At 61.2% G+C, this 15,237-nt stretch carries 18 protein-coding genes; 13 read left to right on the forward strand and 5 right to left on the reverse strand.

What is annotated here, in order from left to right:
* Window positions 1-2: 2 nt before the first annotated feature.
* Genes VPH41_RS26260 through VPH41_RS26270 form a run of 3 tightly spaced genes read left to right on the forward strand, consistent with a single transcriptional unit; the run spans window position 3 to window position 1,680 of the window.
* Window positions 3-563, forward strand: coding sequence for a cytochrome c oxidase assembly protein (locus tag VPH41_RS26260; protein WP_328572017.1), 561 nt, complete (start codon window positions 3-5; stop codon window positions 561-563).
* A gap of 9 nt (window positions 564-572) precedes the next feature.
* Window positions 573-779, forward strand: a complete 207-nt coding sequence (locus VPH41_RS26265) for a DUF2970 domain-containing protein (RefSeq protein WP_152283815.1) — start codon at window positions 573-575, stop codon at window positions 777-779.
* A gap of 40 nt (window positions 780-819) precedes the next feature.
* Complete coding sequence (locus VPH41_RS26270; protein WP_099665459.1) at window positions 820-1,680, forward strand: cytochrome c oxidase subunit 3; 861 nt, start codon at window positions 820-822, stop codon at window positions 1,678-1,680.
* A gap of 123 nt (window positions 1,681-1,803) precedes the next feature.
* On the opposite strand, the gene VPH41_RS26275 is transcribed toward VPH41_RS26270, so the two are convergent.
* Window positions 1,804-2,004 (reverse strand): twin transmembrane helix small protein, encoded by a 201-nt coding sequence (locus VPH41_RS26275; protein WP_034748996.1) that lies wholly within the window; start codon window positions 2,002-2,004, stop codon window positions 1,804-1,806.
* Between the two features lie 36 nt (window positions 2,005-2,040).
* On the opposite strand from VPH41_RS26275, the gene VPH41_RS26280 reads away from it, so the two are divergent.
* Genes VPH41_RS26280 through VPH41_RS26305 form a run of 6 tightly spaced genes read left to right on the forward strand, consistent with a single transcriptional unit; the run spans window position 2,041 to window position 7,209 of the window.
* A complete protein-coding gene (locus tag VPH41_RS26280) occupies window positions 2,041-2,799 on the forward strand; it encodes an SURF1 family protein (protein ID WP_328572018.1) in 759 nt (252 codons plus the stop codon).
* A gap of 4 nt (window positions 2,800-2,803) precedes the next feature.
* Window positions 2,804-3,409 carry an SCO family protein gene (locus VPH41_RS26285; RefSeq protein WP_152257722.1) on the forward strand — a complete coding sequence of 202 codons (606 nt, stop codon included), beginning with the start codon at window positions 2,804-2,806 and terminating at the stop codon, window positions 3,407-3,409.
* 18 nt (window positions 3,410-3,427) lie between these two features.
* Window positions 3,428-4,597, forward strand: a complete 1,170-nt coding sequence (locus VPH41_RS26290) for a COX15/CtaA family protein (protein WP_328572069.1) — start codon at window positions 3,428-3,430, stop codon at window positions 4,595-4,597.
* Complete coding sequence (gene cyoE / locus VPH41_RS26295) at window positions 4,598-5,497, forward strand: heme o synthase (RefSeq protein ID WP_328572019.1); 900 nt, start codon at window positions 4,598-4,600, stop codon at window positions 5,495-5,497.
* On the forward strand, window positions 5,494-6,087 hold the full coding sequence (locus VPH41_RS26300; protein ID WP_328572020.1) for an SCO family protein: 594 nt from the start codon (window positions 5,494-5,496) through the stop codon (window positions 6,085-6,087). Before cyoE ends, VPH41_RS26300 begins: the two co-directional genes overlap by 4 nt.
* A 42-nt stretch (window positions 6,088-6,129) precedes the next feature.
* Window positions 6,130-7,209 carry an AI-2E family transporter gene (locus VPH41_RS26305; protein WP_328572021.1) on the forward strand — a complete coding sequence of 360 codons (1,080 nt, stop codon included), beginning with the start codon at window positions 6,130-6,132 and terminating at the stop codon, window positions 7,207-7,209.
* On the opposite strand, the gene VPH41_RS26310 is transcribed toward VPH41_RS26305, so the two are convergent.
* The 4 genes from VPH41_RS26310 to nhaR form a co-directional block, all read right to left on the reverse strand.
* Entirely contained in the window at window positions 7,206-8,546 is a 1,341-nt protein-coding gene (locus VPH41_RS26310; RefSeq protein ID WP_034749482.1) for a hemolysin family protein, read from the reverse strand. The two genes, VPH41_RS26305 and VPH41_RS26310, sit on opposite strands and share 4 nt — an antisense overlap.
* A gap of 88 nt (window positions 8,547-8,634) precedes the next feature.
* The gene (locus VPH41_RS26315; protein WP_328572022.1) at window positions 8,635-9,312 is read right to left on the reverse strand and encodes a suppressor of fused domain protein; all 678 of its coding nucleotides are present in this window, start codon (window positions 9,310-9,312) and stop codon (window positions 8,635-8,637) included.
* Between the two features lie 86 nt (window positions 9,313-9,398).
* Entirely contained in the window at window positions 9,399-10,742 is a 1,344-nt protein-coding gene (locus tag VPH41_RS26320) for an MFS transporter (RefSeq protein ID WP_328572023.1), read from the reverse strand.
* Window positions 10,743-10,865: 123 nt separating this feature from the next.
* On the reverse strand, window positions 10,866-11,780 hold the full coding sequence (nhaR, locus tag VPH41_RS26325) for a transcriptional activator NhaR (protein ID WP_152283808.1): 915 nt from the start codon (window positions 11,778-11,780) through the stop codon (window positions 10,866-10,868).
* Window positions 11,781-11,897: 117 nt separating this feature from the next.
* Here nhaR and VPH41_RS26330 point away from each other — a divergent pair, with 117 nt between their 5' ends.
* The 4 genes from VPH41_RS26330 to VPH41_RS26345 all read left to right on the forward strand — a co-directional run bounded on the left by VPH41_RS26330 (window position 11,898) and on the right by VPH41_RS26345 (window position 15,222).
* A complete protein-coding gene (locus tag VPH41_RS26330; RefSeq protein WP_328572024.1) occupies window positions 11,898-12,980 on the forward strand; it encodes a DUF475 domain-containing protein in 1,083 nt (360 codons plus the stop codon).
* Between the two features lie 157 nt (window positions 12,981-13,137).
* On the forward strand, window positions 13,138-13,713 hold the full coding sequence (locus VPH41_RS26335; protein WP_152283806.1) for a TerD family protein: 576 nt from the start codon (window positions 13,138-13,140) through the stop codon (window positions 13,711-13,713).
* Between the two features lie 197 nt (window positions 13,714-13,910).
* Window positions 13,911-14,606 carry a TIGR00266 family protein gene (locus VPH41_RS26340; RefSeq protein ID WP_152283805.1) on the forward strand — a complete coding sequence of 232 codons (696 nt, stop codon included), beginning with the start codon at window positions 13,911-13,913 and terminating at the stop codon, window positions 14,604-14,606.
* Window positions 14,607-14,640: 34 nt separating this feature from the next.
* Entirely contained in the window at window positions 14,641-15,222 is a 582-nt protein-coding gene (locus VPH41_RS26345) for a TerD family protein (protein WP_152257699.1), read from the forward strand.
* The last annotated feature ends 15 nt before the right edge of the window (window positions 15,223-15,237 follow it).

Raw genomic sequence — 15,237 nt, forward strand, 5'->3', positions numbered from 1 at the left:
CCGTGCAAGAGGAAACACGCGGCCTGAACCGCAAGATGCTGGGCAAGCTGATCGTCATTGCCATCCTGATGTTTGGCTTTGGCTATGCCCTGATTCCCGTCTACAAGCAGATTTGCGAAGTGATGGGCATCAACGTGCTGACGCAAAAAGATGGCACGGTGGCTTACGACAACAATACGCAGGTCGACACGACGCGCAGCATCACCGTCGAGTTCGACGGCAATGCGCAGGGGCCATGGCGCTTCCGCCCCACCGTGTCGAGCATGCAGGTGCATCCGGGCGAGCTGGTGACCGTCCTGTATGAAGTGGTCAACACCCAGAACCGCGTCGTCAATGCGCAAGCCATCCCCAGTTACGCGCCGCAGAGCGCCACGCCGCATTTCAAGAAGGTCGAGTGCTTCTGCTTCAAGCAGCAGACCTTGAAACCGAACGAAGCGCGGCAGATGCCGGTGGTGTTCTTCCTCGATCCGGCCCTGCCGAAAGAGGTGAAAACCATCACCCTGTCGTACACGTTTTTCGAGATTGCCGGTCTGAGCCAGGCTCAGACGCCGGCTGTCCAATAGGAGAGCGCCATGGGCGAAACCAAGCAGCCTGAAAAAGCGTCGTTCCTGTATTCGCTGCGGGCCGTCGTCTGGTCGTTTACGGGCCTGCGCCGCAAGAGCGATTTCGACACGGATTCGGCCAAGCTCAATCCCGTGCACATCGTCATCGCCGGCTTCCTGGTGGTGGCTTGCCTGATCGGCATCCTGATTTCGATAGTTAAATTCGTCGTTTTATAAATTATAAAAAACCACCCTATAAGTTCTTGAGGAGATGATGATGAGTTCCAACCACGCCGCCGTACCCTATTATTTCGTGCCCGGCCCGTCGCGCTGGCCCATGCTGGGCGGCGCCAGCCTGCTGCTGACGATGATCGGCGCCTCGGCCTGGGTCAACGACGTCTCCTGGGGCCCGTACGTCAACTACCTGGGCATCGCCGGCATCCTGCTGGTGCTGTATTTCTGGTTCGGCGACGCCATCAGCGAATCGGAGCAGGGCCTGTACAGCGAACGCATCGACCACTCGTTCCGCTGGAGCATGAGCTGGTTCATCTTTTCGGAAGTCATGTTCTTTGCCGCCTTCTTTGGCGCCCTGTTCTATGCGCGCAGCATTTCCATGCCATGGCTGGCCGACCTCGACCACAAGGTGATCTGGCCTGATTTTGCCGCCCACTGGGGCAATACGGGTCCGGCCGGCACGGTGCAGGAATTCACCACCATGACGCCGTTCTGGATTCCGACGATCAATACGGCCCTGCTGCTGACGTCGGGCGTCACCCTGACCATCTCGCACCACGCGCTGCGCGCCGGCCACCGCGCCATGACGGCCCTGTTCCTGTTCGCCACCATCGTGCTGGGCGCCATCTTCATGGGCTTCCAGGTCTACGAATACATCCACGCCTACAGCGAACTGAACTTGAAATTGACGTCCGGCATCTACGGCGCCACCTTCTTCATGCTGACGGGCTTCCACGGCTTCCACGTGACCCTGGGCGCCATCATGCTGTCCGTCATCCTGTACCGCGTGCTGAAAGGCCACTTTACGCCGGAGCACCACTTCGGCTTCGAAGGCGCCGCCTGGTACTGGCACTTTGTCGACGTCGTCTGGCTGGGCCTGTACGTGGTCGTGTATTGGTTATAATGGCGGGGCAGGGCGCGCGCCGTTGACGCGTGCGTCCGCACCATAAAAAAAGCCGTACCGGGACATCCTGGGTACGGCTTTTTTCTTAGTCTGAAGAATTTGCCAATCAGGCAATGTCGGGTGTTAATGAATTCCAGTGGGCTGAATATAGCCAAGCTTGTGCGCCAGCAGGATCAGCAGGAACAGGGTGATCGACAAGCCCACGCGCAGGGCCAGCGCCTGCACGGTGCGGTTGCTCTTGCCCTTGTCGCGCATCAGGAAGAACAGGGCCGAGCCCAGGCTGCCCAGGATCAGGATGAAGGCAATGGCAACGAGGATTTTCATGGATGGTAGCGCCAGGCTTGAGGAGGTTTCATTGTAATGCGTATCCGCTTCCATTTTAGATGGATTCCATTTGTTGTAATGCTGCTACTGGTGGCGCTGGGCGTCTCCTTGGCGCAATGGCAGCAGCGCCGCGGCGATGAAAAGGTCGCGCGCGCCGCCCGGCTCGAGGCGGGCAACCAGGCCGCGCCGCTATCCTTGACGGCCACGCCCATGCTGGCGGCCGACGCGCAAGCGATCGAATACCGCAGGGTTACCGTCACGGGCCATTTCGTGCCCGCCTGGACGCTCTACCTGGACAACCGCCCCTACAAGGGGCAAGCGGGTTTCCACGTACTTACGCCATTCCGGATCGACGGTTCCCCTATGCACGTGCTGGTGGCGCAGGGCTGGCTGCCGCGCAACAATGCCGAACGCACGCGCATCCCCGATTACGCCACGCCCACGGGCACCGTCACCATTGCCGGCATCGCGCGCCTGAACGCGGGCCATGTGATGGAACTGGGCACGGCGCCGGCCCTGGCGCCGCACGCCATCGTGCAGAATGCCGATATCGCCCAGCTGGCGCAAGCCAGCGGCCTGGCCTTGCAGCCTTTTATCCTTGAACAAACAGCTGATCCAGTCGATGCGGCAGCCACGGCGCCAGCGTCCAGCCAGCTTCCCGTGCGCGACTGGCCGGCGCCGGACCTGGGCGCCGACAAGCACCGCGGCTATGCATTCCAGTGGTATGCACTGGCACTGATGGCTTTTTTATTTTTTGTCTTTACAGGATTTCGACGTGCAAACAAACAACCCTGAAGCAATGCAAGACAACCCCGGCAAGCAGGCACAGAACACGGGACGGTGGAAACTATTGGCCGTGGTGGCTGTGTGCGCATTTCCCATCATCGCCTCGTATTTCACGTATTACATCATCAAGCCCACGGGCCGCAACAATTACGGCGCCCTGATCGACCCCCGCTTGCACCCGATACCGGAAGCGCAGCTGCAGGTGACGGAACTGGACGGCAAGGCCGCACCGTTGGCCCAGTTCAAGGGCAAGTGGGTGCTGCTGCAAACGGGGCCAGCCGACTGCCAGGCCGCGTGCAAGAAGCAATTATTTGACATGCAACAACTGCGTTTGATGCAGGGCAAGGAGCGCGAGCGCCTGGAACGCGTCTGGCTGGTGACGGATGCCCAGCCGCTCGACACCCTGGTGATGCGCGAATTCGACGGCACCAGCATGCTGCGCGTGAATGGCGACGCCCTGAAAGCCTGGCTGCCCGTGGAGCCGGGCGGCCAGACCAGCGACCACCTGTATCTGATCGATCCGCTGGGCAATCTGATGATGCGCTTCCCGAAGGACGCGGACCCGAACAAGATCAAGAAAGACATCGCCAAGCTGCTCAAAGCTTCGGCGATAGGTTAAGGGGAACGCATGCCGACGATGCATCTTTCCGCGCTGGCCCAGCTGGGCTTGACGGGTCTGCTGGTGGCGTTGCTGCCTTTGACCATGGTGTGGGTGTCCGCGGACGCCAATAAATACCGCAAGCTCGTATGGATCGCCGTCTTCCTGACGGTCGACCTGATCATGTTCGGCGGCTTCACGCGCCTGTCCGATTCCGGCCTGGGCTGTCCCGACTGGCCAGGCTGCTATGGTTCGGCCAACCCATTCCTTGCGCACGAGCACATCGTGGCGGCGGAAACCCTGATGCCGACGGGCCCCGTGACGGTGGTCAAGGCGTGGATCGAGATGACGCACCGCTACCTGGCCATGGCCATTGGCGTGCTGATCGTGGCGATGATGGTGCAGGCATGGCGCCAGTGGCGCAAGAGTCGCCGCGAGGAGTTCACCCCCGCGCTGCCGACGGCCCTGTTCCTGTTCGTTTGCCTGCAAGGCGCGTTCGGCGCCTGGACCGTCACCCTGAAGCTGCAACCGGTGATCGTCACCATCCATTTGCTGCTGGGCATGGGCCTGCTGGCCATGCTGACGTGGCTGGGCGGACGCCAGGATTATGCCGTCAAGCCCTTGCTGCGCGCCGATGCGGACGCGGCCGTGCTGCGTCCCGTGCGCGCGCTGGCCGTTTTCTCGCTGGTGCTGCTCACCGTGCAGATCGCGCTGGGCGGCTGGGTGAGCACCAACTACGCCACCCTGGCCTGCACGGATTTCCCCCTGTGCGGCGGCAAGGTCATACCGGAGATGGATTTCGAGCATGGTTTCCATTTGTGGCGCGAGCTGGGCAAGACGGCCGCCGGCCACTATTTGCCGTTTTCCGCGCTGACGGCCATCCACTGGGTGCACCGCAATTTCGCCTTCATCGTGCTGGCCGGCATCGGCTACACCGTGTGGCGCGCGTGGACATTGCCGTCCCTGCGCGGCACGGCACGGTGGATAGCGCTGGTGCTGGCCCTGCAGGCGGCCACGGGCCTGGCGACGATCTACCTGAGCTGGCCATTGTCGATTGCCGTCATGCATAACGGCGGGGCGGCGCTGCTCGTGTTGTTGCTGACCATGTTAAACTACAAGGCTAAATTCCAACTCGATGTAGCGCGGAAATCTGCTTCCGCCGCCGCGCCAGTGCCCTCGGCACCAGCCAGTCCTTCCCGTACCGCATAAATGACTACTCAGACCATCAGCCGTAAACCCTCCCCCCGCATCGCCCAGTATTGGGCGCTGACCAAGCCCCGCGTGACGCAGCTGGCCGTGTTTTGCGCCGTCATCGGCATGTTCCTGGCCAGCGAGGAATTGCCGGACTGGCATGCGGTGGTGTTCGGCACCATCGGTATCTGGCTGCTGGCGGGCGCCGCGTTTGCCGTCAACTGCCTGGCCGAGCGCGAAATCGATGCGCGCATGGCCCGCACGGCGCGCCGCCCCATGGCCATGGGCGACATCACGGTGAAGCAGACAGTCGTGTTCGCGCTGGTGATCGGCGGCCTGGGCATGGCGATTCTGTACCACCTCGTCAATCCGCTGACCATGTGGCTGACCTTTGTCACCTTTGTCGGCTACGCGCTGATCTACACCATGGTGCTGAAACCGGCCACGCCGCAAAACATCGTCATCGGCGGCCTGTCCGGCGCCATGCCGCCCGCGCTGGGCTGGGCCGCCGTGGCCAACGACGTGCCGATGCAGGCCTGGCTGCTGGTCCTGATCATTTTCGTCTGGACGCCGCCCCATTTCTGGGCCCTGGCCATGTACCGCCGCGACGATTACGCGCGCTCGGGCCTGCCCATGCTGCCCGTCACGCACGGCTTGAAATTCACGCAATTCCACGTCTGGCTGTACTCGATCGCGCTGGCCGCCACCACCTTGCTGCCGTACGCCGTGCGCATGAGCGGCCTGATCTACCTGGTCTCGGCAGTGGTGCTCAATGCCGGTTTCCTGTATTACGCATGGAAGATGTACCGCCACTATACGGACTTGATCGCGCGCAAAGCCTTTACGTATTCCATCATCTACCTGGCATTGCTGTTCGCGGCCTTGCTGGTCGACCACTACATTCCCCTCGGAACATGAAAAAATACCTGACCTTATTGCTGGCGGCCGCGCTGGCCGTCGTGCTGGCTGGCTGCGGCAAGCCTGCCGCCACCAAGCTGGAATTCAAGAACACGGACGTGACGGGCCTGGGCTACGCGCGCGAGTTCGCGCTGACGGACCATACGGGCCACCCGCGCACCCTGGCCGACTACAAGGGCAAGCTGGTGCTGATGTTCTTCGGCTACACGCAGTGCCCGGACGTGTGTCCCACCACCATGGCCGACATGGCGCAGGTGATGCAGGAAATGGGGCCGCAGGCGGACCAGGTGCAAGTGCTGTTCGTTACCGTCGACCCCGAGCGCGACACGCAGCAATTGCTGGCGCAGTATGTGCCCGCCTTCGACAAGCGTTTCGTGGGCCTGTATGGCAGCCTCGAGGCGACGGCCAAGGTGGCCAAGGAATTCAAGGTGTATTACGCCAAGGTCGAGGGCGAAACGGACAGCAGCTACACGGTCGACCATACGGCCGGCACCTATGTGTTCGACCGCGAAGGCAAGATCCGCCTGTTCGTGCGCCACGGCGAAAAACCTGCCGCCATCGCGCACGATCTTAAACTTCTGCTATCCTGACCCGGTCGCGCCGTCAGGCGCCATCTTCAGGATTGGCAGTACATGGATAAACGTTTCGAGCCTCACGCCCGCCTGGCAGCCATCATCTTCTTGCTGATCGGCTGCTTTTTCGTCTTGCGGCCCTTCCTGGCAGCCATGCTGTTCGCCGCCTGCGTGGGCATTTCCAGCTGGCCCTTGTACCTGCTGCTGCTCGACCGGCTGAAAGGCCGGCGCAACTGGGCGGCCGCCATCATGACCGTGTCGCTGGTGCTGGTCATCGTGCTGCCGCTGGCCCTCGTCACCTACAACCTGGCCGACAATGTGTCGCGCGTGTACGACCAGATCCGCGCCGCGCTGGAATCGGGCGGCCTGCATCCTCCCGCCTGGCTGGCCAGCATTCCCGTGGTGGGCGAAACCATCGATGGCTATGTGCGGCGCCTGCTGGAAGACCGCGAGGAATTATTGAATTTGGGTAAGACCATGCTGGAGCCGGCGCGCCATTTCCTCGCTTCCGGCGGCATCCTGCTGGGCACGGGCCTGGCGCAGACCAGCCTGGCCGTGTTCGTCAGCTTCTTCCTCTACCGCGACGGCCAGCAGCTGAGCCGTGCCTTGATGACGGGTGCCGGCCGCATCATCGGCGACAGCGCGCCGGGCGTGGGCCTGACCATCAGCCGCACCGTGCGCGGCGTCATGTACGGCTTGCTGGGCACGGCGCTGGCGCAGGCCCTGGTGGCCGTGGTGGGCTTCTTGATCGCCGGCGTGCCGGCCGTGGCGCTGCTGGGCGTGGCCACCTTCATATTCTCGCTGATTCCCGTGGGGCCGCCGCTGATCTGGGGCGGCGCCGCCATCTGGCTGTTTAGCGACGGGCAGACGGGCTGGGGCATTTTCATGCTGGTGTGGGGCGCGCTGCTGATCAGCGGCGTGGACAATGTGGTCAAGCCCATGCTGATCAGCCGCGGCAGCAGCTTGCCCTTCCTGCTGGTGCTGCTGGGTGTGCTGGGCGGCGTGCTGGCCTTCGGCTTCGTCGGCATCTTTATCGGCCCGACCCTGCTGGCGGTACTGTACAGCTTGCTGCAAACGTGGACGGTGGGCGAGACCACCGTGCCGCAGGGCAAAGATACGATTACCTTGAAAAAAGATTAATCGCGCAAGTCCGCATCCAGGTCGCGTTCCTGCTTGGGAATCACCTTGATCAGAACGATGCGGGGCCCGTTCATCTTCTTGACGACGATGTCGAAGTCGACAAAGGTGATGCGCTGGCCCTGCTTCGGGATATCCCCCAGCTTGACCATGATCAAGCCGCCCACCGATTCCACGTCGTCCAGCCCCAGTTCCTCGTTTTCGATATCGATGCCGAGGATGCGTTCGAGCGAGAAGATGGGCAGGCTGGCCTTGCCGATCAGGGTGCCGTCGCTTTGCTTGAGCCAGTCGTTTTCATTGCGGCGGAATTCATCGCGGATTTCACCGACCATGGCGCCGAGCAAGTTGTCCAGTGTGATGAACCCCAGCGGGCGCTTGCCCTTCTCGCCGATCAGGGCGAAGTGGGGCGCGCCGTCGCGGAAGCGCCGGAACAGTTCCAGCGCGGGCGTGCGGGCGGAAATGATGTCCACGGGACGTAAAAACGGTGTGAGCGAGGTGATCGGCTTGCCCGCCTGCTGGGCAAAGAACAGGTCTTTCAAGTGCACCACGCCCAGCACGTCGTCTTCGTTCGTGTCGAAATACGGGTAGCGGCTGAAACGGTTGCGCAGCACCGTGTCGAGGTTTTCTTCCAGCGTGTTTGAGGCGTGCAGGGCGATCACTTCATTGATCGGGCGCATCAGGTCCGACACCGTCATCTGTTCGAAATCGAGCGACTGGGCCAGGATGTTGCGCTCGTCGCGCGTAAACTTTTCGCCGGGCTGGCTGGTGCGCAGGATCAGTTTCAACTCTTCGGAAGAATAATGGGCATCGTGGCCGCCCTTGCCGGACAGGCCCGCCAGGCGCAGCACCCAGTTGGCGCTGGCGTTGAGCAGGTAGATGGCCGGGTACATGGTCCAGTAAAAGCCGTACAGGGGAATCGCGCTCCACAGGCCAACGGCTTCCGGGTTGCGGATGGCCATTGATTTGGGTGCCAGTTCGCCCACGACGATGTGCAGGAAGGAAATGACGCTGAAGGCGACGACAAACGATACGCCGTGGATCAGCTCTTGCGAGGTGACGCCGATGGCGCCGAACAGCGGTTCCAGCAAGCCGGCAAACGCCGGTTCGCCGACCCAGCCCAGGCCCAGCGACGCCAGGGTGATGCCCAGCTGGCAGGCGGACAGGTAGGCGTCCAGCTGGCCGTGCACCTTGGCCAGGATGCGGCCCCGCAATCCCTGGGTCTTGGCGATGGCGCGGATGCGGGTGCGCCGCAAGGTGACGATGCCAAACTCGGCGGCAACAAAAAAACCGTTCAGAGCGACCAGGAAGAGGGCGAGCAGGACTAGCAAGACATTGTGCATGGGGGCGCAATAAGATGGGCTGTAAAAACGTCATCTTAAACGACGAAGGGCGCAGTATGCTAATTTCCAACAAATCGGCCCTGCGGTTTTACACGATGCTGCCGCGTGCGGCGTCCACCAGCGGCGCGGCGCCCCGTTCTCCCAGCATCTGCAACAAGTCCTCGAAGTCATGCGCGCGGCCATGCGCCAGCTCGGCAGCGCTGAGTCCGATAATCTGCAGGAAGGCAAATTTACCCGAGACCAGTTGATATTCTTCCGGGTAATGTTCGCTGGGCACCATCATGATGGCGCTCAGTGCGGACTGTTCGCCATCGATGGGGCCGCCAACGGACATGCGGTCCCAGGCGTCCAGCGGTTCCTGGTCGCCGAAGCGGCCTGCCGCCAGCAGCATCTGGTAAGCGGCGAACCGGCGCACCAAGGTCAGCGCCCATGGCGACTGTTGCGGGCATTCCAGCAGCAGTTCGCGGCCCAGTCCCGTCCATTCTTCATCGTCATCGGGGTTGTCGTCCCAGGGATTGGACAGGCCGGACGACACGTAGACCCAGTGCGGCCGCCCGGGTGTCGGCGGACATTCGAACACGCCGATATGCAGCCAGCGCGGGTCGACTTGCGTGCAGTTGAACATCTGTTCAAACAGGGACAAGTCCAGCGGGTAGATGCCCGGGCCCAGGTCCCCGAACAGGGTAGTGTAGAGCGTTTCTTCGCGCTGGGCCCAGGCTGTTTCCAGAAGGCTGTTTGCCGCGCCGTCATTGGCAAGGTTGGTCATGTCGGTTCACTGAAATGGATGAGCATTTGAGTATAAAACATGCAACTTTATGACGGCGTACGGTTCAACAGGCCCATGCGCCGGCCTCAGGCGGTTGCCTTGGCGCGGGCCGTTTGCGGCCCGCCGCGCATGGCAAAGACCATGACGGCCGAGACGATGGCCGGGATGGCGACGACGAGGAAAATCGTGCTGTTGGGCCAGTTCAGGCGGATCAGCTCGCCACCGAGCACGGGGCCGATGATGGAGCCGATGCGGCCCACGCCCAGACTCCAGCCGATGCCCGTCGAGCGCAGGGTGGTCGGGTAGTAGCTGGCTGCCAGGGCGTTGACGGCCGGCTGGCCGCCCACCACGCAAAAGCCCGCGATGAAAATCGTGATGAACAGGAAGGCCAGCGACACGTCGGGACGGCCGATCAGGGCGATGGCGACGGCGGCCACTAAAAAGCACGGCAGCAGGATGCGGCGGAAGCTGGAGCGGTCGATCAGCTGGCCCATGACGAGGGTGCCGATGGTGCCGCCCACTTGCAGGGCCGTGCCGGCCAGCACGGCGTTGGCCGTGGACAGGCCCGCTTCCTTGGCAATCGTCGGCAGCCAGTTCGACAGGAAATACAGGTTCAGCAAGTTCATGAAGTTGATGACCCACAGCAAGATCGTCATCTTGGCGCGGCCGCCCGTAAACAATTGCAGCACGGGCGCACCCTTGTGTTCCTTTTCATGCACGACGTATTGCGTGTCGGCCGTGATGGTGACCGTCGGGTCGATGCGCTTGAGCCATTGCGCGACCTTGTCCAGCTTGCGTTTCTTGAGTACCAGGAATTGCATCGATTCCGGCAGCAGGAAGAACATCAGCACGCCGATCACCAGCGGCACCACGCCGCCCACGTAAAACACGGATTGCCAGCCGAATGCGGGGATCAGCGCGGCCGACAACAGCCCGCCGAGCACGGCGCCGAGCGTAAAGCCGCACGAGACCAGCATCATCAGGGTGACTTTCTTGCGCAGGGGGCTGTATTCGCCGGCCAGCGCCATGGCGTTCGGCATCACGGCGCCCAGGCCCAGGCCCGTGATGAAACGGATCAGCTGCAATTGCTCGATGGTAGTGGCCAGCGGCGTGACCAGCATGCACAGCGCAAAGAAGATGGTCGAGCCGATCAGCACGGGGCGGCGGCCGAACTTGTCGGCCGTGATGCTGAACACGAGCGAACCGACCAGCATGCCCAGCAAGCCAGCGCCAAACACGGGGCCCAGGTTGGCCTTGCTGACATGCCAGTCGGCAATGATGGCGGGCGCCACATAACCCATCGCTTGCACGTCGAAGCCATCCATGATGACGCACAGTCCGCACAGGATCAGCATGCCGATCTGGAAGGAACCGATCTTGTTGTGATTGATGAGATCGGGAATATCGATCGTCTTGCCTGCCGTGGACATGGTGCCGCTCCTGTTTTTTATGGTGGTCGCGCCTTTCCGGCGAGGGAGGGGCGCGTGTTTGTCTCAGGCTTCATTACAATCGCTTTTGATTGATTATTCAAACGTTATTTTCGAATGGATTTATCAGGTTTCCTTGTGAATCTTCGGGTGGTCCTGGATGGCGGCCAGGATCACCTCCAAGGCCGGGTGCATGATCTTGCGTTCGTTGGAAATGACGTAAAACTGTTCGCGCAGGGACGAGGCGTCGCCCACCAGCACGGCGCCGAATTGCTCCTCGATATCGGCGGCCAGGCTGGCCGAGGCGAAGAACAGGCCCAGGCCCTTGCGGCCGAACGCGTTGAGCATGGCGTTGTCTTCGAATTCACCGACCACGTCGGGGCGCACGCCCTGCTGCACCATCCATTCGTCGATGCGTCCCCGCAGGGCGTTGTTGCGCGCGGGCAGCAGAAACGGGGCGCCGTGCAGGCTGTGCGGGAAATTGTCGCGGTATTGTCCCGCCAGCGCGGGGATGCCGAACAGTTTCATGGCGCTCTCGCCCCATAAATGGCTGGACACGCGCAGGCTGGCGCCGGCCGGCACGGCGCGGTCCGTCAAGACCAGGTCCAGCTTGTGCAAGGCCAGGTCGGCCAGCAGGGATTCGAATTCATCTTCCAGGCATACGAGCTTGACGGGCTGGTCCAGGCTGCGCGTGGCGTCGAGCATGCGGTAGGCCATCAGTTTCGGCAGGGAATCGGAAATACCCACCGTCAGGCGCATCTTTTCCGCGTCCGCGTCGGCCAGCGCATCCTGCATCTGCTCGCCCAGCAGGAAAATCTGGTCCGCGTAGCCGAGCGCCAGCCGGCCCGCTTCCGTGGGCACCAGACGGCGTCCCTGCGGCTGCAGCAGGGACTTGCCCAGTTCCTTTTCCAGCAGGGCCAGCTGGGTGCTGATGGTTTGCACGGCCAGGCCCAGCCGTTCAGCCGCGCGCGTCACGCCGCCTTCCTTGGCCACCACCCAAAAGAAGTACAAATGGCGGTAATTGAAACCCGTGGTTTTCATCGCTGCATCCTCTATCTTCTGTTTTTACGAAGTAATGCTTCCATTATCTTCTATTTTTAAATGTGTCACACGTCCCTATACTACGTTCCATTGAATTTGGATAAAGGGGAACTATCGATGAAACATTTCAGAGTGTCATTTCTAGTGACATTTATCTGCCTGGGTATTTCCGCCTGGTGGGGTTACACGCACGGTGGCGTGCAGACGATGCTGGCAGCGCTCGGTATCGCCGTGATCCTGGGCGTGATGGAAGTCTCGCTGTCGTTTGACAATGCGGTGGTCAACGCCTCGGTGCTGAAGAACTGGGACAAGTTCTGGCAGGGCCTGTTCCTGGGCGTGGGCATCATCATCGCCGTCTTCGGCATGCGTCTGGTATTCCCGCTGGTTATCGTGGCGCAAGCGGCTGACCTGGGCTTGATGGAAGTGTGGAATCTGGCACTGAGCAATCCGGAACAGTATTCGATGCACCTGACGAACCACCACGCGGAAGTGGCAGCCTTCGGCGGCATTTTCCTGCTGCTGGTGTTCCTGAACTTCCTGCTGGACGCGGAAAAGGAAACGCACTGGCTGGGCCGTATCGAAGAAAAATTGGGCGCGCTGGGCAAGATTTCCTCGATTTCCGTGATGGTGGCTTTGGGCACCCTGATGGCCAGCCTGTCGATGATAGACGAAGGCCAGAAACTGGTGGTCTTGACGGCCGGCCTGTGGGGCATTTTGACCTACGTAGGCGTCGATGTGGTCAGTGGCTTGCTGGAAGGCGATAACGGCGACGGCAACGTGGGCGACATCGTCAAGCGCGGCGGTATTGGCGGCTTCCTGTACCTGGAAGTGCTCGATGCCTCGTTCAGCTTTGACGGCGTGATCGGCGCGTTCGCCATCACCAAGGATGTCGTGATCATCATGCTGGGCCTGGCCATCGGCGCGATGTTCGTGCGGTCGATGACGGTGTTCCTGGTGCGCAAGGGCACGCTCGACGAGTTCGTTTATCTGGAGCACGGCGCGCACTATGCGATCGGTATCCTGGCCGTGATCATGTTGGTCAGCATGAAGTTCCACATTCCCGAGATCTTCACGGGTCTGATCGGCGTGGCCTTCATTCTCGCCTCGCTGTGGTCGTCGATCCGCTACAAGCGACGCATGGCCTTGCTGGAAGGCGAAGACGAAAAGCAGCCTGAGCTGGAAACAGCCGCCAAGGCCTAAGAGATACGCGGCAAACGACGACACCCGTTTGCCAGCGTGATGCAGCAAGCGCTGTCCCCGGTCCGGGGAGTCGGGCCGGAGACAGCGCCAGGTGTACACAAGTAGTTATTTGGTTTTATACACGCTGGACTTTTATTTCACATAGGAGAAATACATCATGGCAATCAGTCTGCAAAAAGGCGGCAACGTCAACCTGAGCAAGGAAGCGCCTGGCATCTCGAAAATGATCATCGGCCTGGGCTGGGATGCCCGCGCCACCGATGGCGCCGCGTTCGACATCGACGGTTCCGTGTTCCTGCTGAAGGCCGACGGCAAGGTACGCGCCGACGTCGACATGATTTTCTACAACAACCTGAAATCGAGCGACGGTTCCGTCACCCACTCGGGCGACAACACCACGGGCGCCGGCGATGGCGATGATGAAACCGTCGTCGTCGACCTGGCTACGGTGCCAGCCGAGATCGACAAGATCGCCGTCTGCGTGACGATCCACGATGCCGAAGCGCGCAAGCAAAACTTTGGTATGGTATCGAAGGCCTACGTGCGTTGCGTCAACGCCAACGGCAACACGGAAATCGCCCGCTTCGACCTGTCGGAAGACGGCTCGGCGGAAACGGCCATGGTCTTCGGCGAAATCTACCGCAATGGCAGCGATTGGAAATTCAAGGCCATCGGCCAGGGCTACAAGGGCGGCCTGGGCCCCCTGGCAGCCTCGTTCGGCGTCGGCGTGTAAGGTAGCCACACCAAACCTACTGCGCGGTGCGCTTTGCGGCCGGCGATGCTCACCGTACTAAAGTACGGTTGCGCTTCTCGGCCACAAATCACATCCGCTCGCTACGGTTTTGTGCGGCACCGTTATTCTGTAGTAAGGGCGGTTTAGCCCGACATCATCATCATCATCATCATCATCGTCAAGGAAGGAACAGTCAGATGCCAGTTTTTAATATTACCGGGGACGTCGACCCGTTTCTGCATGTGTCGCTGGCCAAGGGCGAGAAGATTTATTGCGAATCCGATGCGATGGTGATGATGGAAACCAATCTTGAGCTGAAAGGCAAGATGACGGGCGGCATAGGCGCCGCGCTGATGCGCACCTTTGCCAACGGCGAATCGTTCTTTCAGCAGCATATCGAGGCCATGCGCGGCGACGGCGATTGTCTGCTGTCGCCCACCTTGCCCGGCGCGATGCGGGTGCTCGAGGTTGGCGCCCAGCAATACATGATCAGCGACGGCGCCTTCGTGGCGGCCACGTCTGGCGTGGAATTGAAGGTGCGCACGCAAAGCCTTGGCAATGCGCTGTTTGCCCAGAGCGGTGGTTTTTTCATCACCGAGACGGCAGGCAGCGGCCAGCTGGCGGTGTCCGGTTTTGGCGCGATGTCGGAACTGGAAGTGACGCCTGGCAAGGACGTGGTGATCGATAACTCGCACGTCGTGTGCTGGGACAACCGCCTGCAATACGAGATTTCCATGACGACCGGCAGCAGCGGCGGCTTTCTGGGTAACCTGATCAATAGCCAGACCAGCGGCGAGGGCATGGTGCTGAAGTTTTCAGGCACGGGAAAAATCCTCGTGTGCTCGCGCAACCGCGCGGCCTTCCTCGCCTGGACCCAAAGCAAGCCGGCGTAATCAAGCAGTAACCAACCCAACAGGAGCTATGCGTATGTCTGTCAATTTGAGCAAGGGCCAGAAGATTTCTCTGGACAAAGAAGCTGGTACCACCCTGACCCGTATCACCATGGGCCTGGGCTGGGATGCGGCCAAGACCAAGGGTTTCCTCGGTTTCGGTTCGAAGACGGAAGCCGTCGACCTGGATGCCTCGTGCGTCATGTTCGACGACAACAAGAGCACGTCCGATATCGTCTGGTTCCGCCAGCTGAAAAGCAAGGACGGCAGCATCGTCCACACGGGCGACAACCGCACGGGCGCGGGCGATGGCGACGACGAACAGATCAATGTCGATCTGTCGAAAGTGCCGGCGCACGTGAAAAGCCTCGTCTTCACCGTCAACAGCTTTACTGGCCAGAACTTCTCGCAGGTGGAAAACGCCTATTGCCGCATCTTGAATGCCAGCAATAACCAGGAAGTCGCGCGTTTCAACCTGTCTGTGCAAGGTTCCCACACGGCACAGATCATGGCCAAGTTGTACCGCCATAACGGCGAATGGAAGATGCACGCCATCGGAGAAAACGGCAACGGTCGCACCTTTGACGACCTGATGCCGCAGATTGCCGTGCATCTATAAACGTCAGGCCAAATC

The organism is Janthinobacterium sp. P210006 (genome assembly GCF_036231885.1).
Lineage (GTDB): Bacteria > Pseudomonadota > Gammaproteobacteria > Burkholderiales > Burkholderiaceae_D > Janthinobacterium > Janthinobacterium violaceinigrum.